21 protein-coding genes and 1 tRNA gene are annotated in these 18,257 nt (G+C 32.2%); 7 read left to right on the top strand and 15 right to left on the bottom strand.

Going from position 1 to position 18,257, the window contains the following annotated elements; all coding sequences use genetic code 11:
- Window positions 1–14: 14 nt before the first annotated feature.
- From trpC to GQR95_RS02175, 6 genes are all read right to left on the bottom strand, one after another.
- A complete protein-coding gene (trpC, locus tag GQR95_RS02200) occupies window positions 15–800 on the bottom strand; it encodes an indole-3-glycerol phosphate synthase TrpC (protein ID WP_159021596.1) in 786 nt (261 codons plus the stop codon).
- A gap of 4 nt (window positions 801–804) precedes the next feature.
- Window positions 805–1,797 (bottom strand): anthranilate phosphoribosyltransferase, encoded by a 993-nt coding sequence (gene trpD / locus GQR95_RS02195; protein ID WP_159021595.1) that lies wholly within the window; start codon window positions 1,795–1,797, stop codon window positions 805–807.
- A 2-nt stretch (window positions 1,798–1,799) separates the two neighbouring features.
- Window positions 1,800–2,366, bottom strand: coding sequence for an aminodeoxychorismate/anthranilate synthase component II (locus GQR95_RS02190; RefSeq protein WP_159021594.1), 567 nt, complete (start codon window positions 2,364–2,366; stop codon window positions 1,800–1,802).
- Window positions 2,367–2,389: 23 nt separating this feature from the next.
- Window positions 2,390–3,793 (bottom strand): anthranilate synthase component I family protein, encoded by a 1,404-nt coding sequence (locus GQR95_RS02185; RefSeq protein ID WP_159021593.1) that lies wholly within the window; start codon window positions 3,791–3,793, stop codon window positions 2,390–2,392.
- 296 nt (window positions 3,794–4,089) lie between these two features.
- Window positions 4,090–4,656: a YceI family protein gene (locus tag GQR95_RS02180; protein WP_159021592.1), complete on the bottom strand. Its 567-nt coding sequence runs from the start codon at window positions 4,654–4,656 to the stop codon at window positions 4,090–4,092.
- Between the two features lie 93 nt (window positions 4,657–4,749).
- Window positions 4,750–5,205, bottom strand: a complete 456-nt coding sequence (locus GQR95_RS02175) for a MarR family winged helix-turn-helix transcriptional regulator (RefSeq protein WP_159021591.1) — start codon at window positions 5,203–5,205, stop codon at window positions 4,750–4,752.
- A gap of 113 nt (window positions 5,206–5,318) precedes the next feature.
- Between GQR95_RS02175 and GQR95_RS02170 the strand changes: the two genes are divergently transcribed.
- The 3 genes from GQR95_RS02170 (at window position 5,319) to GQR95_RS02160 (ending at window position 6,763) form a co-directional block, all read left to right on the top strand.
- Window positions 5,319–5,858: a TlpA disulfide reductase family protein gene (locus GQR95_RS02170; protein ID WP_159021590.1), complete on the top strand. Its 540-nt coding sequence runs from the start codon at window positions 5,319–5,321 to the stop codon at window positions 5,856–5,858.
- 184 nt (window positions 5,859–6,042) lie between these two features.
- Window positions 6,043–6,357 (top strand): rhodanese-like domain-containing protein, encoded by a 315-nt coding sequence (locus GQR95_RS02165; RefSeq protein ID WP_159021589.1) that lies wholly within the window; start codon window positions 6,043–6,045, stop codon window positions 6,355–6,357.
- A gap of 10 nt (window positions 6,358–6,367) precedes the next feature.
- Window positions 6,368–6,763 carry a rhodanese-like domain-containing protein gene (locus GQR95_RS02160; protein ID WP_159021588.1) on the top strand — a complete coding sequence of 132 codons (396 nt, stop codon included), beginning with the start codon at window positions 6,368–6,370 and terminating at the stop codon, window positions 6,761–6,763.
- A gap of 105 nt (window positions 6,764–6,868) precedes the next feature.
- Here GQR95_RS02160 and GQR95_RS02155 read toward each other — a convergent pair whose 3' ends face one another.
- The 7 genes from GQR95_RS02155 to GQR95_RS02125 all read right to left on the bottom strand — a co-directional run bounded on the left by GQR95_RS02155 (window position 6,869) and on the right by GQR95_RS02125 (window position 13,589).
- A complete protein-coding gene (locus GQR95_RS02155; protein WP_159021587.1) occupies window positions 6,869–7,360 on the bottom strand; it encodes a DUF192 domain-containing protein in 492 nt (163 codons plus the stop codon).
- A gap of 12 nt (window positions 7,361–7,372) precedes the next feature.
- A complete protein-coding gene (gene lgt, locus GQR95_RS02150; protein ID WP_159021586.1) occupies window positions 7,373–8,299 on the bottom strand; it encodes a prolipoprotein diacylglyceryl transferase in 927 nt (308 codons plus the stop codon).
- 100 nt (window positions 8,300–8,399) lie between these two features.
- The gene (gene yidD / locus GQR95_RS02145; protein ID WP_159021585.1) at window positions 8,400–8,621 is read right to left on the bottom strand and encodes a membrane protein insertion efficiency factor YidD; all 222 of its coding nucleotides are present in this window, start codon (window positions 8,619–8,621) and stop codon (window positions 8,400–8,402) included.
- A 50-nt stretch (window positions 8,622–8,671) separates the two neighbouring features.
- Window positions 8,672–10,156, bottom strand: coding sequence for a cysteine--tRNA ligase (gene cysS, locus GQR95_RS02140; RefSeq protein ID WP_159021584.1), 1,485 nt, complete (start codon window positions 10,154–10,156; stop codon window positions 8,672–8,674).
- A gap of 15 nt (window positions 10,157–10,171) precedes the next feature.
- Entirely contained in the window at window positions 10,172–10,849 is a 678-nt protein-coding gene (gene folE / locus GQR95_RS02135) for a GTP cyclohydrolase I FolE (RefSeq protein ID WP_159021583.1), read from the bottom strand.
- 160 nt (window positions 10,850–11,009) lie between these two features.
- Complete coding sequence (locus tag GQR95_RS02130) at window positions 11,010–12,533, bottom strand: OmpP1/FadL family transporter (protein WP_159021582.1); 1,524 nt, start codon at window positions 12,531–12,533, stop codon at window positions 11,010–11,012.
- Between the two features lie 24 nt (window positions 12,534–12,557).
- Window positions 12,558–13,589 (bottom strand): hypothetical protein, encoded by a 1,032-nt coding sequence (locus GQR95_RS02125; RefSeq protein ID WP_159021581.1) that lies wholly within the window; start codon window positions 13,587–13,589, stop codon window positions 12,558–12,560.
- A 102-nt stretch (window positions 13,590–13,691) separates the two neighbouring features.
- On the opposite strand from GQR95_RS02125, the gene proS reads away from it, so the two are divergent.
- From proS to GQR95_RS02105, 4 genes are all read left to right on the top strand, one after another.
- On the top strand, window positions 13,692–15,170 hold the full coding sequence (gene proS / locus GQR95_RS02120) for a proline--tRNA ligase (protein WP_159021580.1): 1,479 nt from the start codon (window positions 13,692–13,694) through the stop codon (window positions 15,168–15,170).
- 177 nt (window positions 15,171–15,347) lie between these two features.
- Window positions 15,348–15,419 (top strand) — tRNA-Glu (locus tag GQR95_RS02115).
- A gap of 25 nt (window positions 15,420–15,444) precedes the next feature.
- Window positions 15,445–15,696 (top strand): 30S ribosomal protein S20, encoded by a 252-nt coding sequence (rpsT, locus tag GQR95_RS02110; protein WP_159021579.1) that lies wholly within the window; start codon window positions 15,445–15,447, stop codon window positions 15,694–15,696.
- A 456-nt stretch (window positions 15,697–16,152) separates the two neighbouring features.
- Window positions 16,153–16,581: a hypothetical protein gene (locus GQR95_RS02105; RefSeq protein WP_159021578.1), complete on the top strand. Its 429-nt coding sequence runs from the start codon at window positions 16,153–16,155 to the stop codon at window positions 16,579–16,581.
- A gap of 389 nt (window positions 16,582–16,970) precedes the next feature.
- Here GQR95_RS02105 and GQR95_RS02100 read toward each other — a convergent pair whose 3' ends face one another.
- Entirely contained in the window at window positions 16,971–17,669 is a 699-nt protein-coding gene (locus tag GQR95_RS02100; protein WP_159021577.1) for an SCO family protein, read from the bottom strand.
- A complete protein-coding gene (locus GQR95_RS02095) occupies window positions 17,638–18,252 on the bottom strand; it encodes a toxin-antitoxin system YwqK family antitoxin (RefSeq protein ID WP_233265985.1) in 615 nt (204 codons plus the stop codon). Before GQR95_RS02095 ends, GQR95_RS02100 begins: the two co-directional genes overlap by 32 nt.
- Between the last annotated feature and the right edge of the window lie 5 nt (window positions 18,253–18,257).

Genomic DNA, 18,257 nt, shown 5'->3' with positions numbered 1-18,257 from the left:
TTTTAGTTTCATAACTATGGGTTTAAGGCGTTTATAAATGATGTTGCACTTGCTCCAGCATTGTCTGTTTTCATAAAGTTTTCACCAATTAAAAATCCCTTGTAACCATAAGGTTGAAGTGTTTTAATGGCTTCAATATTACTAATTCCACTTTCTGAAACTTTTACAAAATCGTTTGGAATTAATGTGCTTAATTCTTTACTAATGTCTAGTGACACTTCAAAGGTTTTTAAGTTTCTATTGTTCACGCCAAGCATATCTAAACTTGGCATTAGAGATTTATGAAGCTCTGCTTCGTTATGCACTTCTAAAAGGACATCTAGATTTAAACTTTTTGCTAATTCTGAAAATGTCTTAATTTCTTCTCGTGTTAAAATCGCAGCGATTAGTAAAATAACATCTGCACCGTAGGCTTTGGCTTCAATAATTTGATATGTATCTATAATGAACTCCTTTCTTAATAAAGGCAAGTTACAACTTGCACGCGCAGTAAGTAAATCGTCTAAACTACCACCAAAATATTTACCATCGGTTAAAACAGACATGCCGCAAACTCCAGCAGCTTCATAACCTTTCGCAACATCAAACACATTTAAATTATGATTAATGACAGATTTAGAAGGAGAACGACGTTTATGTTCAGCAATAATTCCGCTAGTACTTGCTATCAATGCTGAAGCTAAAGAATTTGTGTCTCTAGAAAAAAGTATAGATTGCTCTAACTGTTTTACAGGAATTAATTTTTTTCTTAAGGTTACTTCTATGCGTTTATCTGCTACTATTTTATCTAAAATATTCATATAACTATGCGCTTAAATCTACTAAAGTTTTAAATCTTTTTAAGGCTTCTCCAGATTGTAAAGATTCCTTTGCTGCAGCAAAACTATCTGTTAGCGATGTGTTTTTTACTGTTTTTATTGCCATTGCAGCATTTGCACAAACAACATTATTTTGGGCTTCAGTACCTTGACCTTGTAAAATATTCACAAAAATATCTGATGCTTCTTTAATGGTGTCTCCTCCAAAAATATCTGATTGCTGAATTAATTGTACTCCAAAATCTTCTGGAGTTAACATGGTTTCAGAATAATTAGAAATTACTTTTGTTTCACTTGTTAATGAAATTTCATCATAGCCATCAAGCGCATGTAAAATCGTAAAGTTCTTATCTGTATTCTGGTATAAATACCCGTATAATCTTGCCAATTCTAAATTAAAAACACCAACTAATTGATTTTTTGGAAATGCAGGATTTACCATTGGCCCTAACATATTAAAGAATGTTTTTACACCTAATTCTCTACGAATAGGAGCAACATTTTTCATTGCTGGGTGAAACAGCGGTGCGTGTAATACACAAATTCCTGCTTTTTCTAAACAGTTTTCTAAGAAGCCAGCATCGTTAGTAAATTTAATTCCCAAATGTTCCATAACATTACTAGAACCAGATATAGAAGATACACCGTAATTTCCGTGTTTAGTTACATGTACACCTGCGCCTGCAGTAATGAATGATGCTAAGGTTGAAATGTTGAATGTGTTTTTTCCGTCACCACCAGTTCCGCATAAATCTATGGTGTTATAACCAGATAAATCTATTGCTACACACAATTCTAGAAGGGCATCTCTAAATCCTTCTAATTCGTCTGTAGTAATGCTACGCATCATATACACTGTTAAAAATGAAGCAATCTGACTCTGATTATAATCGCCTTTAGAGATGTTTACCAATACACGTTTTGCTTCTTCTTTAGAGATGTGTTCGTGATTAATAAGTCTGTTAAGTATTTGTTTCATAATTAACTATTTATCCAATTTTTAAGCATTTGTTTTCCGTTAGGTGTTAACACAGATTCCGGATGATATTGTACACCACGAACGTCGTATGTTTTATGTCTTAACGACATTATTTGTCCGTTAGCATCAAAAGAAGTGACTTCTAAAACATCTGGTAATTTATTAGAAACGACCCAAGAATGATAACGACCTACAGGAAATGTGTTGTCGAAACCATCAAATAAATGTTCGTCTTTTACACATAAAGTCACATCTGTAGCAACACCGTGATACACATTGTCTAAGTTTTCAATGCTTCCACCAAATACTTCGGCAATGGCTTGTTGACCTAAACACACACCTAAAATGCTTTTTGTAGGGGCGTAGGTTTTTATGATATCTTTTAATAATCCGGCTTCATCTGGAATTCCAGGACCTGGAGATAATACAATTTTATCGAAGGCTTCAACGTCTTCTAAATTTAGTTTATCGTTACGTTTTACGGTAACTTGGCATCCTAAATCTTCTAAATAGTGCACTAAATTGTAAGTGAAACTATCGTAATTATCTATAACTAATATGTTTTTCATAGTGAGTTTCTGTATTTGCACTATTAAATGTTTTTTGCTAAATCTATGGCTTTGGTTAAAGCGCCAAGTTTGTTGTAAACTTCTTGTAATTCGTCTTCTGGTTTCGATTTAGAAACGATTCCAGCTCCAGCTTGCCAATGTAGTTTGTGGTCTTTACTTAAGAACGTTCTAATCATAATGGCATGATTAAAATTTCCTTTAAAATCCATAAAACCAATAGCTCCACCGTAAAACTCTCGACTTGTTTTTTCGTATTTTTCAATAAGTTGCATGGCTTTGTGTTTAGGCGCACCACTTAGTGTTCCTGCAGGAAAAGTATCTGCAACCACTTGCATAGTTATCGTATCTGCATGTTTTTTCCCAACTACTTTACTTACTAAGTGAATAACATGAGAGAAGAATTGTACTTCTCGATAGGTTTCTACAGTAACTTGGCTTCCGTGACGACTTAAATCGTTTCTAGCCAAATCTACAAGCATAACGTGTTCTGCATTTTCTTTATCGTCTTTTGCTAGTTTTTTAGCAAGTTCGGCGTCTTTTTCATCGTTACCTGTACGTTTAAACGTTCCTGCAATTGGGTGAATTTCTGCATTACCATCTTGAACAACTAATTGGGCTTCTGGCGAACTTCCAAATATTTTAAAAGTCCCATAATCGAAATAGAATAGGTAAGGAGATGGGTTAATACTTCTTAAAGCACGATATACATTAAAATCGTCGCCTTTAAATTCTTGAGAGAATTTTTTAGACAATACCAATTGAAATACATCACCTCTGGCGCAATGTTGTTTTGCTAAGGCTACATTGTTTTTATATTCATCGTCTGTTAAGTTTGATGTAATATCGTCTTCAGGAGTAAATTGATAGGTAGCAAATTGATTTGATTTAATTAACTGATTTAAATCATCAATATTACTTTCGGCATCGTAACAATGTGCAAAAATATACGCCTGATTATTAAAATGGTTTATCGCAATAATATTTTGATAAACGGCATAATAAATATCTGGAATATCTAAGACGTCTTCCTTTTTAGTGATTTCTATATCTTCAAAATAACGCACAGCATCATAGCCAATATATCCAAAAACCCCATTGTTTATAAATTTAAACTCTTCACTATCATCTGTTTTAAAACGTTTTGTAAAGTTGTGAATTTCTTCAGTAACCATACAGCGTTCTGTAATAGCTTGAGAGATTATTTCGCCATTGGGAAACTCTTGTGTAATGGTTTCGTTTTGCACTTTTATAGATGCAATAGGATTACAACAAATGTAAGAGAAACTGTTTTTATTAGCGTGGTAGTCACTACTTTCTAACAAGATACTGTTAGGGAATTTATCTCTAATTTTTAAGTAAACACTTACCGGTGTAATAGTATCGGCTAATATTTTTTTGTAGTGTGTTGTGAGTTTAAATTGTTTCATTTTTTTGTAATAAAAAAGGCTTGTCGTGAATGACAAGCCTTGTTATTTTGAGTTTAAAATATACAATAGGTTTAGTTCACGAAGTTTACATTTCGAGAGTTCCACCACCAAGTATGAGTTAAATTTGTGTTCAATTTTAATATTATATTTCTCAAATATAGGAATGAAAATTTAGTTATCAAATTTTTTTTGAATAAATTATAAAAGAGAATTCCTGAAGGTCAGTATAATAATACTAAACACTACAGGAATTGCACTTAATCACACATTTTTACTAACATCTGAATTAGGTAATGTTAGAACTTTAAAGACACATTTATGTCGAATTCGTTATAAATGGCTTTGTCTTGTAGGTTGTCGAAGAAACTCGCCGAACCGTATTTTATATCATATAATGTTCTGTCTATTTTAAGGGCTGCTTTAGCTGTGTCTTCTGTGACATTCATTTTAAACGTTACTGGTTTAGTAATACCTTTTATAGTTAAATCTCCTGTTACTGCATAATCAGAACCTAAAGCTTCTACTTTAGTAAATTTTAAAGTCGCTGTCGGGAATTTGTCAGTTCCAAAAAAATCGTCTGCTTTTAAGTGACCATCTAATTTTGTTTTAGATTCGCCTTCAAGATCTGTTGTATTTATAGACGTCATATCCATTGTAAATGCACCTCCTGTTAATGTTTGTCCGTTAAACTCTAAAGTACCTTCTTTAAGTGTAATTGTACCGTCGTGTTGTCCTGTAACTTTATGTCCGGTCCAGTTTACTTGACTTTCTTTTACATCTACTTTTTTTGTTTTTAATGTAGAGAACGATGCAAATGTTATAGCTAAGACTAATATCATTGCGCTTTTTACTGTGTTTTTCATGTTTGTTTCTGGTATTTAATTATATAAATGATTATTATTTCTTTTCGGATTTTTTTTCAATTATTGTCTAACAGTAGCCTGTTTGTAATAAGATTAAGATCTTAATTTAGTCAATAAAAGATTTAAAGTTTCTAACTCTTTTGTAGTTAGGTTTGCGGTAATTTCAGATTCTGTTTTATCTACTATAGGATCTATTTCTTTTAAAATATTTAATCCTTTTTTTGTGATAAAAATTTCAACTTTTCGTCTGTTTTTTTTACAAGTAAAACGTTCAACATAATCTTTTGCAATCAGTTTATCTACTAATCGTGTTGTGTTACTCATTTTATTTATCATGCGGTCTTGAATATCCTGTAAGTTTGCAGGTTTTCCCTTCTTTCCTCTTAAAATGCGTAATACATTAAACTGTTCGTTAGAAATATCAAAAGATTTTAAAACCGCATTTACTACATCTTTTGTCCAAATACTTGAGTACGTAATGTTAAGTACCGTTTTTTTATTTAAAGGAATAGGTGTATTTGTTTTTAATATATCTTCTAACTGTTTCATGTACAATAATTGTATATACAAATGTATCTTAAAGACTGTAATGATTCTAACTGTTTTGTATAATGTTTTGTTAAAGTTATTTTAAGGGTTTGAGCGTTGACTATTTTTATAACATGAAAAACATTATTTTATTAGTATGCTTATGTTGTTTTGCATGTAAAAATGATACTAAAAAAGATTCCGTAAAGGAAGATGTAAATACCGTAGCACAGAACGAAAAAACGGTAAGCAATGTAGATTTAATAGTTTATAATTTTGAGGAGTTAGAACCTTTACTGCATGTAGAAGATGATAATGTGCATGTAATTAATTTCTGGGCAACTTGGTGTGCACCTTGTGTTAAAGAATTACCTCATTTTGAAAAATTGAGAACAGAGTATGCTTCAAAACATGTAGAATTAGTGTTAGTGAGTTTAGATTTTCCGAATGTTTACGATTCTAAATTGAAACCATTTATTACAAACCATAATATACAATCTAAAGTTATTGCTTTAAACGATCAAGATTCTGAAACATGGATTCCTAAAGTAAATCGTAATTGGTCGGGAACCATTCCTGTTACCATTATATATAATAAAGACAGACGACAGTTTTACGAAACGCCATTTACTTACGAAGCTTTAGAGGCTGAGGTTAAAACATTCTTAAAATAATATATTAGGTATATTTAATTGTAACGCTATTAAATATAGGGTGTTATGTCTGTTTGTTATGTTTTAAAATTATAATATAGCTCCATTTTAAAAATAATAAAATCCGAAATTGTAAGACTTCGGATTTTTTTTCGTTTATATATTAAAGATATTATAAATTTGTAATTAAAATATTCAAACAATTATGGCAGATTTAACACAAGAAGAATGGGTAGAGCAATTAGCTAGCGATAGTAATGCTGTTATTTTAGACGTTCGTACAGATGATGAAGTAGACCAAGGATTTATACCAAACTCTAAACATATCGATTTTTATTTAGGACAGGAATTTGTTAATCAAGTAGATAAATTAGATAAATCTAAAAACTACTATGTGTATTGTCGTTCTGGAGCAAGAAGCGGTAAGTCTTGCGAAATCATGAATCAATTAGGAATTGAAAACACGTATAACTTATTAGGAGGATTTAACGACTGGGCCGGTGAGGTAGAAGAGCGGTAATATAAACTAGATGAAAAAAATAAATATACTTTATTGTTTTATAATTTTATTATGCTCGTCATGTAATAACAATGAGGCAGGTGTTATTGAAGTGGTTTCAGCAGAAGAAATGCAATCGCTTCTTAGTTTAGATGATGTGCAATTGGTAGACTTAAGATCTGAAGAAGATCGCTTTAAACAAGGTTATATTATAAATTCACAGCATGTAGATTATAATTCGGCTACTTTTGAGCAGGATATAAAAGATTTAGATAAGACTAAGCCTGTGGCCTTATATTGTAACTCAGGCAAAAGAAGTGCAGAATGTGCTCAGAAACTTAAAGATGCAGGTTTTGTAAAGATTTTCGATTTGCGAGGTGGGATTTCAGAATGGAAACATAAAGGAAAAGACATTGTAAAAGATTAAAATCTTAAATCATGAAAATTAAAAAGTCGGATTAAATTATTTCTAATTTAATCCGACTTTTTAATTTAAAAATTTCAATAAAATTCCGGTTACTTAAAATTTATATTATTTAGTATATGCTATAGAATCTCCTTCTTTAAGTTGCCAAATATCTGCTAAGCCCGCATTTACTTCTAACACATACATTGCCGGTTTGTAAGATAGTAATGAGGTTTCGTCCATGGGTTTAGCATTTTTAGAGATGCTTACAATGGTTTTATTTTTTCCAATGTAAATAAGGTCTAGTGCAATTTGAGTGTTTTTCATGTAAAAAGCTCGAGGCTCTTCATTAGGAAATACAAATAACATTCCGTTATCATTTTTCATAGAAGTTCTGTACATTAATCCTGTTTCGCGGTCATATCCATTATCTGCTATTTCAATATCTAATGCTTTAATTATTGTGTCTGTTTTTGCTTTATAAAGCGTTAACTCACCTTCTTTTTTAAATGAAATTTCTGTAGGTGTAATGTTTTCTTTTTCTTCATTCTTACACGCTAAAGTTAAAGTGGCTATTCCTAATAAAATAATAGAACCTATAAGTTTCGAGACTTTCATAATAACTTGATTTTAAGCTTTTTTAGAAGAGCCTTTATATAAAAACATAAAGTAAAATCCAACTAATATAAAAGGAATACTTAGCCATTGGCCGGTGTTTAATGCCCATGTTGCACGATCGTTTACTTGTGCTACTTTTACAAATTCTACAAAGAATCTAATAGTCCAAAGTAAAACTAAAAATAAACCGAATAAAAATCCAGGATTGTCTTTTTTGTTTGTTTTTGTATAGATAACCCATAAAATTATGAATACAAATACATAACAAGCAGATTCGTATAACTGTGCAGCATGTCTATAAGGTACAGCGTCTAATAAGTTCTGAAATTGCGGATTGTTTGCAATGGCATTATAAGCTTCTTTATAATTTTTAATACCTGTAAGTTGCATTGCTTCACGTTTACTATATTCATCTTGAATAAAACGAACACCCAAACTAGAATCTGTAACTTTTCCTATAATTTCTGAATTGATAAAGTTTCCAATTCTTATAAAAATTGCACCTAGGGATACTGGAATTACAATACGATCTAAAATCCACATTAAAGATTTGTAGTTGTATTTTCTTCTGTATAAATACATTCCTATAATAATACCAATTGCAGCACCGTGACTGGCTAAACCTTGAAATCCAGTAAATTCAAGTTCTGGTTTGGTTCTAATTGGTAAAAAGATACTAAGAAAATCTTGTTGAAATAATTCTGGTTGGTAAAAAATAACATGTCCTAAACGTGCACCAATCATAGTGGCTAAAACAGTATAAATAAATAACGGATCTAGATACTCTAAAGAAACATGCTCTTTTTCGTAGATACGTTTCATAACATACCAACCTAATAAAAAGGCTGTAACCCACATAAGGCTATAAAAATGAAGTTGGAAATTACCAATAATATCAATTCCAGAAGTAGGGTTCCAATCGAATTTTAAAAAGTGCATAGTGTTTAGTTTTCAATGAGTAAATATATACATTTGCTCAAGTATTAAAAAAGAATAGCTTGTTATCGACTATTAAAGTTTTGTTATTTATATGAATATATTAAGGTACAGGATCGTAACCGGAGCCTCCCCAAGGGGTGCAACTAAAAATACGTTTAATTGCTAACCAGCCGCCTTTTAGTAATCCATGTTTTACAAGTGCTTCTTTTGTGTATTGAGAACATGTGGGATGGTATCTACACGAAGGAGGTCTTAATGGAGATATAAACAATTGGTATATCTTTATTAAGAATAGGAAAGGAGCGATTAAAAAACGTTTCATTAAGTATGTAAAAAAACGGACAAGTGTAAAGGCTTGTCCGTGTTATGTTTTTAATTGGTAGAAAATGTTGTGCCTTCCTTACCGTCGTTAAGTTGAATGCCAACAGCTGCAAGTTCATCTCTAATTTTATCTGATAAAGCAAAATCTTTATTCGCTCTTGCTTCTTGTCTTAACTTAATTAATAAATCGACAGCTCCAGATAATTTATCTTCGCCAGCTTCTATGTCAGATCCGTTTACTAAACCTAAAACATCAAATGTAAAGGTGTGCATGGTATCTTTTAATTCTTGTAAATCTGTTTCAGAAAGTGTTGTTTTTCCTTCTTTTATTTGATTTATAATTTTTACACCTTCAAATAAATTAGCAATTAAAATTGGTGTATTAAAGTCATCATTCATGGCATCATAACATTTCTGTTTCCATTCTGAAATGTTTATAGATGAGGTTGCTCCAGATTTAAGTGTATCTAATTCTGAAATAGCATCCATTAATCTATTAAACCCTTTTTCACTTGCTAATAAACCATTATTTGTAAAATCAAGAATGCTACGGTAATGTGCTTGTAACATGAAAAAACGAGCAACACTAGCACTATAGGCTTGCGTGATATGCTCATTATCTCCAGTAAATATTTCTTCAGGAAGAATAAAATTCCCTGTAGATTTAGCCATTTTTTTACCGTTCATGATTAACATATTGGCGTGCATCCAGTAGTTAACAGGCGATTGATGATTACAGGCTTCTGCTTGTGCAATTTCGCATTCGTGATGTGGGAATTTTAAATCCATTCCGCCACCGTGAATATCAAAATGCTCGCCTAGATATTTTGTGCTCATTGCTGTACACTCTAAGTGCCAACCCGGAAAACCGTCGCTCCAAGGCGATGGCCAACGCATAATGTGTTGGGGTTCTGCTTTTTTCCAAAGTGCAAAATCTTGCGGATTTTTCTTATCACTTTGTCCGTCTAACTCACGTGTGTTGTGAATTAAATCTTCAACCTTACGTTTGCTTAATTTTCCGTAATCGTTGGTTTCGTTATACTTTAAAACATCAAAATATACAGATCCATTTATTTCGTAACCAAACCCATTATCTATAATCGTTTTTATTAATTCGATTTGTTCAATAATATGTCCAGTTGCTGTGGGTTCTATACTTGGAGGTAAAAAGTTGAATTTATTTAAAATATTATGAAAATCTACAGTATAACGCTGCACGACTTCCATAGGTTCTATTTGTTCTAAACGCGCTTTTTTTGCAATTCTATCTTCACCTTCATCAGCATCATTTTCTAAATGCCCAGCATCTGTAATGTTACGAACGTAGCGTACTTTAAAACCTAAATGTTTTAAGTAACGAAAAATAGTATCGAAAGACATAAAGGTTCTTACATTACCTAAATGCACGTTGCTGTAAACCGTAGGTCCGCAAACATACATGCCAACGTAGCCGTCATTTATAGGTGTAAAAACTTCTTTCTGTCCAGAAAGTGTATTGTAAACTTTAATATTTTGTTGCTTGTATAATTGAGGCATAATAATCTTGGTAATTTAAAATTGCGTCTCTAATTTAATGTACTCAATGAATTCTCTGCGAGTGTCCTTTTCTTTAAATTTCCCTCCAAATTCTGCTGTTACGGTACTGCTTTCTATATCTCTAATACCTCTAGAATTTACACATAAATGTTTAGCATCTATAATACATGCAACATCTTCTGTTCCTAATACAACTTGTAATTCTTTTACAATCTGAATTGTTAATCGTTCTTGTACTTGAGGTCGTTTTGCATAATAATCTACAATACGATTCATTTTTGATAAGCCAACAACATTACCTTTAGAGATGTAGGCAACATGTGCTCTTCCTACTATTGGTAAAAAATGATGCTCGCAAGTGGAGTATAAGGTGATGTTTTTTTCAACTAACATTTCACCGTACTTATATTTATTATCGAAGGTAGAAGCTGTTGGTTTTTTATCAGGATTTAATCCGCTAAAAATCTCTTTCACAAACATTTTAGCAACACGATTAGGTGTGCCTTTTAAACTATCGTCTGTTAAGTCTAAGCCTAATGTTTCCATAATATGGCGAACATCTTCTTTTATGGATTCTACTTTTTTATCGTCCGAAAGTTTAAAAGCATCGGGAAGCATTGGTGAATCTGTAGCACTTCCAATATGGTTATCGCCCATAGCATCAAACTCTTCTGTATTGTCGTCAAATTTCATTTATCTAAAAAATAAAGCTGTTTTAATGCACAAAGATAAGTAATTCAGTTTTCTTTAAGTTTGAATTATGAAACAATTAATAATTGAAGAAAAAGCAAAAAGAAACGGGTCTGATTTTTAATTAAAATCAGACCCGTTTAATATGTATTAAAGTATGTTTTTACAAGGCAAAACTTAAGGTGAATGTAACGTTAGAAACTCTTGTGTCTAAAGATGCAGCATCTGTTAAGCCAACATTGTAAAGTTGGTATTCTGAATCGCGATGATATTGATCGAAAGTAACATCAATATTTGTTAATCCAAAACTATAACCTAACCCAACAGAGTATCCTGTTAAGTCGCCTACCGTTTTTCCGTTTTTATAAGGGCTTTCTTCAAAACGATATCCGCCTCTTAAACTAAATTGTTTTAATCTGTATTCTCCACCAATAGCAAGCGAAGACGCTCCTTTTAGTTGGTTACTAATAATGTTGTTCTGTTCACTAAAATAAGAATCGTTATTTTGTTTAAATTTAGTATTTCCGTAATCTTTATAATTATAGTCTAAACTAATTAGTCCTTTAGCTCCAAAAACATAGGCTAAACTTCCTGTGATTTTTCCAGGTGTTTGCAATTTGTAATCAGGAAAAACATTAGTAATTCTTGGATTAACAACTTGTCTTATTGTTCCAGAATCGTCAACTCTTATTGTAGAGATAGATTGTGTTGTTTCTTCTTCAATAGTGTACCATACTGGCGAGTTGTATGTTAATCCTAATCTTAAACTTTGTGTCGCTTTATAAATTGTTCCTAATTGAAAAGAGAATCCGCTACCAATGGTAGATAATCTGTTTTCAAAATCTACATCTCTCACCAAAGAACCTGTGTTAGAATTAGACTCTGTTAAGTAAGTTGTACGGTCGTAATTTAAAAAATGAGAGTTTAAATTAATTCCTATGTATAATTTGTCGTTTACTTGAGAGGCTAAGTTTACTGCAATTTTACCATTGTAACCTGTTGCAGAATAGATGTAGTTTTGTTCGAATTCTCCAGGCGCTATGTTCGCATTATATTCTGTGTTCTCATCAGAGCTATTTACAGGATCTATAATGTAAGATTCATACCCTAAAAAAGCTTGTTGATTATCTGAGCCATAGATTTGTCCGATTTCTGAATATGCATCAGAAAAGGATTCATTTTGTAAAGCCGAAATTTCATTTAAAGGTAAGCCTTGTGCGTAATCTAAAAAGTAGTTTGCAATAGAGTTCGCTCCAATACCATGTGCTGTCCAATCGTCTTTGTAATCATGAGTTTTATCGTAAGTAAAACCGAAGGTGAATCTTTTAAAAGAACTATTTGGGTTCTGACTATTAAAAACAAAAGCCGTTCCTATTTGAGAGAACTCTGTATACGAATCTGAATTAGAGTCGTTCCCGTTATAGTATTCTGTATTGTTTTTTATGTTTAAATTGATTAATGTAAAAGACATAAAGCTATTTGTAAACACTGCCGAACCTGCAGGGTTTAAACTCGCTGCAGATAAGTCTCCTCCTAGTGCTCCGAAAGCACCACTTAACGCTCTATATCTTGCCGTTCCTACAATGTTATCTTGAGAATATCTTAATGCGTCTGTAATGTCTTGAGCATAAAAAGCAGGCACTGTAAAAATGCCTGCAATTATAAAAACTATCGTTTTAAAATTCATTATAAATAATTCTGTTTTTTGTTATTATCTACCTCTAGAAGATCTGCTACCGCTACTTCTACTAGAAGATCCTGTACTGCTAGAAGGTGAAGAGCTTCTTGAAGGAGAAGAATAGCTTCTGCTAGAAGAAGATGAGCTTCGAGTAGGGCTTGAGTAACTTCTGTTTGATGAAGACGAAGAACGTGTTGTAGACCTTGTACTTCTTGATGTACTTGTTCTGTTTGTTGTTGGTCTTTGTCTGCTGTAGTTTGATGTGTTTCTAGTTGTAGTATAATTTCTACGTGTTGTATTATTGTTTCTAGTACTTGTTTTGCTATTTCTACTCAGGTTTTGATATCTACTAGAGTTCGTATTTGTTTTAGCATAACGATTACTATTTAAGTATCTGTTATTGGAATTGTAAGAGAGACCGCCTCTGTTATAATGTGAATAGCTTCTATGGTATCGATTATTATAATATCCGTATCTGTAACCAGGACGTCCCCAGTAACCACTAGGGTAACCCCAACCAAAGGCCCAGCCTCCGCCGTAACCCCATCCACCAAAATTAGGAGGGTAGTATCTGCCGCCACCCCAGCCGTAGTAAGGTCTGTACCAACCAGCATAACCCCAGCTATATCCAAAATAAGGGAAACCATGACCATAACCGCCATACATATAAGGATCGTTATAAATTGTTACAGTTACTCCGTCGGTTTCTTGACCCCAACCGCCATTACCATTGTAATTATTTTGGTATGCATAAGAATCATCATCTGTATAATTGTCTTCTACATACGTGTTACTTTGGTAACTATCTACATCTGTGAAAACAGAATCTTGTTCCGCATTATACTCGTCTATTTCTTGAGTTTTCTCTTTGAAATAGTTTTTATAGTACACATTTTCTGCTGTATCGTAATTTTGATAGACAACTTCGCTCTTTGGAGTCCCGTAAATACCGTCGGTACTTTGCTGACTATAGTATGCTGAACTTCCACAAGATGAGAGTACAAGCAAGCTAGAAAGCATTATAAAAAAGAGTGGTTTTTGTTTTAGAATATCTTTATATCTCATATCTAGATTAAATTTATTGTTGAACATAACAAAAATAGTTAGTTTTGTGTAACTATTTAATGTATTTAACATAGTGGCAATATTTATGCCAAATTTAACAATATGAGCAAAAAACTTACAAGCAGAGCGGAAGACTACTCTAAGTGGTATAACGAATTAGTAGTAAAAGCGGATCTAGCTGAAAATTCGGCAGTTAGAGGATGTATGGTTATAAAACCATATGGATATGCTATTTGGGAAAAGATGCAAGCAGAATTAGACCGTATGTTTAAAGAAACAGGTCATCAAAACGCATACTTTCCTTTATTTGTACCTAAAAGTCTATTTGAAGCCGAAGAGAAGAATGCAGAAGGCTTTGCTAAAGAATGTGCTGTGGTTACACATTATAGATTGCAAAATGACCCTGATAGACCAGGGAAGTTACGTGTAGATCCAGAAGCAAAATTAGAAGAAGAATTAGTTGTAAGACCAACAAGTGAGGCTATAATTTGGAACACCTTTAAAGGTTGGGTACAATCTTATAGAGATTTACCTTTATTAATAAACCAATGGGCTAATGTGGTACGTTGGGAAATGCGTACGCGTTTATTTTTACGTACAGCAGAATTTTTATGGCAAGAAGGGCATACGGCGCACGAAACAAAAGCTGAAGCTTTGTCAGAAGCACAGTTAATGAATAATGTATATGCTACTTTTGTTGAGAAATTTATGGCTATACCTGTTATTAAAGGTCTTAAAACAGAAAGTGAACGTTTTGCAGGCGCAGACGATACGTATTGTATTGAAGCTTTAATGCAAGACGGAAAAGCGTTGCAAGCAGGAACTTCTCATTTTTTAGGGCAAAACTTTGCAAAGGCATTCGATGTTAAGTTTACTTCTAAAGAAGGGAAGCAAGATTATGTTTGGGCAACCTCTTGGGGGGTGTCTACGCGTTTAATGGGAGCATTAATTATGACGCATAGTGACGATCATGGTTTAGTATTGCCTCCAAACTTAGCCCCAAATCAAGTTGTTATTGTTCCTATATATAAGACAGAAGAACAATTTGAAGAGGTTTCTAAAATTGCAAATTTAATTATTAGTGATTTAAGAGCTAAAAATATTTCTGTAAAGTATGATAACCGTACAACATATAGACCTGGAGCTAAATTTGCACAACACGAGTTACAAGGTGTGCCTTTACGAATAGCAATAGGACCTAAAGACATTGAGAACGGAACTGTAGAGCTGGCTAGAAGAGATACGTTAACTAAAGAAGTTGTATCCTTAGATTTACTTACAGGTATTGTAGAAGGATTAATGACAGAAATACAAGATACCTTATATAAGAAGGCTTTTGATTTTAGAGCAACTCATACTACAGAAGTAAATACTTTTGATGAATTTAAAGAAACTTTAGAAAAAACTGGAGGATTCATTTCTGCGCATTGGGACGGTACTACAGAGACTGAAAACAAGATAAAAGACATTACTAAGGCTACAATACGTTGTATTCCAGAGAACTCGGTAGAGGAGGAAGGTGTTTGTGTGTTTAGCGGAAAGCCGTCTACACGTCGCGTGTTATTCGCAAAAGCATATTAATTATAATTTTTTTTAAAAAACTTTCAATTATTGTTGTGATATTCAAAAAAGGTTGTATATTTGCACCCGCAATGAGATAATTAGTAACAACAAAAAATCACATTGAAAGTTTTTTGAAAAAATGTTTTGCAAATCGAAAATAAGTTTCTATATTTGCACACTCAAAAAAATAACAATGGCCCGTTCGTCTATCGGCTAGGACGCCAGGTTTTCATCCTGGTAAGAGGGGTTCGACTCCCCTACGGGCTACAATCATTTAATAAGAAGAAATCAAATGGCAAATCATAAGTCATCGTTAAAAAGAATTAGAAGTAACGAAGCTAAACGTTTAAGAAATAAATATCAGCATAAAACGACTCGTAATGCTATTAAAAAGTTACGTGACGCTGAAACTAAAGAAGAAGCGCAAGCGTTGTATTCTAATGTAGTTTCAATGATTGATAAACTAGCTAAGAAAAATGTAATTCACGCTAATAAAGCTGCAAACATTAAATCTGGTTTGACTAAGCATATAGCTGCTTTATAAGAATTATTAAAGTTATATAATAACAAAAAGCTCTACAGTAATGTAGAGCTTTTTTGTGTTTTAACCTTTCTGCTTGGAGTATTCTTTTATCTTGAGATGAGATCCCTTCTTTAGGTTATATTTAAATGTTTGGACGTTTTTTTTCTACAGGTTAAGGGAGTCTTGAAACTTGTTTTTAAGTAAAATAAGGGCCTTTATAAAGACTTCATCTTGTGCTTGGACTTGCCTTGTTACTTTTAAATAATGTCTTGTATTGCAATAAAAATAGAATAGTTTGTTTTAACTTATGTAGTTTAACTTCAATTTTATTTATAACGACTAGATTGTCTTGATGTCAGCTTAAAAACAATAATCCTCGATAAAAAAACACTTTAATACGATAAAGTGTGTTTTTCCTTTCCTTTTCGTCTTTACTTTTAATATCTTAGCTGAATATTCTATTTAGAACTATAACTTATGAAAAATATAATTTTTGCATTTACTCTTATTTTTAGCCTTAATGTTTGTGCTCAAAATACATTCGAAAACACGAAGATTTTTGTTCGTGTGTACGGTTTACAAGGAAATAAAATTAATAAAGGAAGAATATTAGCTATAACGGAAACAGCACTTCAGTTAGATAAAAAAGAAGGCGTTATAGATGTACCGGTAAGCGAGATTGGTTCTGTTAAAACTAAATATTCTGGAGGGAATAATGTACTTATAGGAACTTTGGCTGGAACAGGAGCAGGTTTCTTTTCTGGAGATCCCGTTATTATTGCAGCAGGAGCAGGAGTCGGAGCAGCCGTAGGAGGACTTAGTGTATTATTTAAGAAGTCGGAAACATTCGAAATTGAAGGTGATATAACAAATTTAAAAGCACTTGAAGGTTTATTAGTGGAATAGTTTTATTTCAATTTTAGTCTTTTTTTAATAAAGCGTTTCATGTTTGAATGTATAGTTAACATGAAACGCTTTATTATTTTGTATTATATAGGTTGTAAATAGAATAAATTTTTAAGTTTTATTAAAAACACACACATACTATTACTTTGATTTATATTTATTCTTTCTAAGAACTGCAGTCTCTAATGTAATAAGATTGTTCTTTAATAAGTAATTAAATGCTTTAATTTACTAAATGGGGAGTCGAATTATTTTTAAAAAACGTAATTGTAAATTATTTAAAGATAGAATTAGAACAAAAAAAATCCCAGATTAGAATTAATCTGGGATTTTTAAGTGTTTAAGACCTCTTATTTATAAATATAAAGACCTTGTTAAAGTATCTATTCTTATTTTTCAGTTTTTAAAGCCTTTATATCTGTAATTAATTGTGCCATCGATGCTCTGTTTAATCCGTTATAGATGCCTCTAATATGTTTGTCTTTATCAATTAACAAGAAGTTTTCTGTATGTAGAAAATCGTCAATACTTTTTGGTTCTCCTAAATCATTTTCAATAAAATATTGCTCTCTACCTAAGGTATAAATCTCTTTTTTATCGCCTGTTACCAAATGCCATTTGTTATTAATAACACCATGAGTCTTTGCATATTCTTTTAAAACGGGAACAGAATCTTTAGTAGGCATTACTGAATGTGAAAGCAAAAGGATTTCAGAATCGTTTTTAAATTCGTCCTGAATCTTTAACATGCTTTCTGCTAACTTCGGACAAATTCCAGGGCAAACGGTGAAAAAGAAATCTGTTATATAAATTTTATTTTCAAAAGTTTTCTGAGAAATGGTATCGCCTAACTGATTGATTAATTTAAAATCAGGAATCTTATGAAAATCTTTTTCTTCTTGAGATCCTGGAGTAATCCAATGCGGTGTAAATGATTCGTCTTCGTAATACGGCAGATAATCTACTCTGCTACTTTCAATAACTTTAATATCTTCTTTTTTTTGCTCATTTTTACAACTTGTACTTAGTAGTACTAGCATGATGATTAATAATGGGCTATATTTTTTTATCTCTATTAATAATTTCATTTTCTAGTTTATAACATGAATTAGCTCTTTTCATACCAAAGATACGTCCGTTTTTGGCTTCATAATTAACATATAAAGTTCCGTTTTTCAACCAAGCCTTTTGTAAACCATTTTCTTTTCCGTTAACAAGTTGCCTTTGTTTAGATAGTTGCCCCGTTGGGTACCATTCTTCTTCTATACCTTGTTTTATACCATCTTTATAGTTAGATTGAGAAGACAATACTCTATTTTCCCACCATGTTTTGTATACACTATCTAAGCGATTATGTTTATAATAAGACTCTGTACGCAGCACACCTTTCTCTGACCATTTTCTAGCAATACCTTCTCTTTTTCCATTTACAAAACCAAGTCGTTCTGCGATGGAATCGTTTGGGTAGCGTTTAATAGAATAGCCTGAGAAAGGTTTGTTATTATAATACCATTTTCCTTCAATCTGGTTTAAAATTAAATCTTCTTTTAGGACTTCAATATCCTTAATAACTAAGGTTTCCTCAACAACAACATCTGTCCGCTTAGTTACCGTTTTATTACAACTGGTAACTAAGAGTAAGACAAATGATATAAAATATAATGCTTTCATATTAT

It is taken from the genome of Formosa sp. L2A11, from assembly GCF_009796865.1.
In the GTDB taxonomy this organism is placed as follows: Bacteria; Bacteroidota; Bacteroidia; order Flavobacteriales; family Flavobacteriaceae; genus Formosa.
Note: the sequence above shows the minus strand (reverse complement) of the source record. Positions and strands in the feature narration are given on the sequence as shown.

Bases quoted from the DNA above. Each gene is read 5' to 3' on its own strand.
- trpC (WP_159021596.1), bottom strand. From the start codon at position 800: ATGAATATTTTAGATAAAATAGTAGCAGATAAACGCATAGAAGTAACC.
- trpD (WP_159021595.1), bottom strand. From the start codon at position 1,797: ATGAAACAAATACTTAACAGACTTATTAATCACGAACACATCTCTAAA.
- GQR95_RS02190 (WP_159021594.1), bottom strand. From the start codon at position 2,366: ATGAAAAACATATTAGTTATAGATAATTACGATAGTTTCACTTACAAT.
- GQR95_RS02185 (WP_159021593.1), bottom strand. From the start codon at position 3,793: ATGAAACAATTTAAACTCACAACACACTACAAAAAAATATTAGCCGAT.
- GQR95_RS02180 (WP_159021592.1), bottom strand. From the start codon at position 4,656: ATGAAAAACACAGTAAAAAGCGCAATGATATTAGTCTTAGCTATAACA.
- GQR95_RS02175 (WP_159021591.1), bottom strand. From the start codon at position 5,205: ATGAAACAGTTAGAAGATATATTAAAAACAAATACACCTATTCCTTTA.
- GQR95_RS02170 (WP_159021590.1), top strand. From the start codon at position 5,319: ATGAAAAACATTATTTTATTAGTATGCTTATGTTGTTTTGCATGTAAA.
- GQR95_RS02165 (WP_159021589.1), top strand. From the start codon at position 6,043: ATGGCAGATTTAACACAAGAAGAATGGGTAGAGCAATTAGCTAGCGAT.
- GQR95_RS02160 (WP_159021588.1), top strand. From the start codon at position 6,368: ATGAAAAAAATAAATATACTTTATTGTTTTATAATTTTATTATGCTCG.
- GQR95_RS02155 (WP_159021587.1), bottom strand. From the start codon at position 7,360: ATGAAAGTCTCGAAACTTATAGGTTCTATTATTTTATTAGGAATAGCC.
- lgt (WP_159021586.1), bottom strand. From the start codon at position 8,299: ATGCACTTTTTAAAATTCGATTGGAACCCTACTTCTGGAATTGATATT.
- yidD (WP_159021585.1), bottom strand. From the start codon at position 8,621: ATGAAACGTTTTTTAATCGCTCCTTTCCTATTCTTAATAAAGATATAC.
- cysS (WP_159021584.1), bottom strand. From the start codon at position 10,156: ATGCCTCAATTATACAAGCAACAAAATATTAAAGTTTACAATACACTT.
- folE (WP_159021583.1), bottom strand. From the start codon at position 10,849: ATGAAATTTGACGACAATACAGAAGAGTTTGATGCTATGGGCGATAAC.
- GQR95_RS02130 (WP_159021582.1), bottom strand. From the start codon at position 12,533: ATGAATTTTAAAACGATAGTTTTTATAATTGCAGGCATTTTTACAGTG.
- GQR95_RS02125 (WP_159021581.1), bottom strand. From the start codon at position 13,589: ATGAGATATAAAGATATTCTAAAACAAAAACCACTCTTTTTTATAATG.
- proS (WP_159021580.1), top strand. From the start codon at position 13,692: ATGAGCAAAAAACTTACAAGCAGAGCGGAAGACTACTCTAAGTGGTAT.
- rpsT (WP_159021579.1), top strand. From the start codon at position 15,445: ATGGCAAATCATAAGTCATCGTTAAAAAGAATTAGAAGTAACGAAGCT.
- GQR95_RS02105 (WP_159021578.1), top strand. From the start codon at position 16,153: ATGAAAAATATAATTTTTGCATTTACTCTTATTTTTAGCCTTAATGTT.
- GQR95_RS02100 (WP_159021577.1), bottom strand. From the start codon at position 17,669: ATGAAATTATTAATAGAGATAAAAAAATATAGCCCATTATTAATCATC.
- GQR95_RS02095 (WP_233265985.1), bottom strand. From the start codon at position 18,252: ATGAAAGCATTATATTTTATATCATTTGTCTTACTCTTAGTTACCAGT.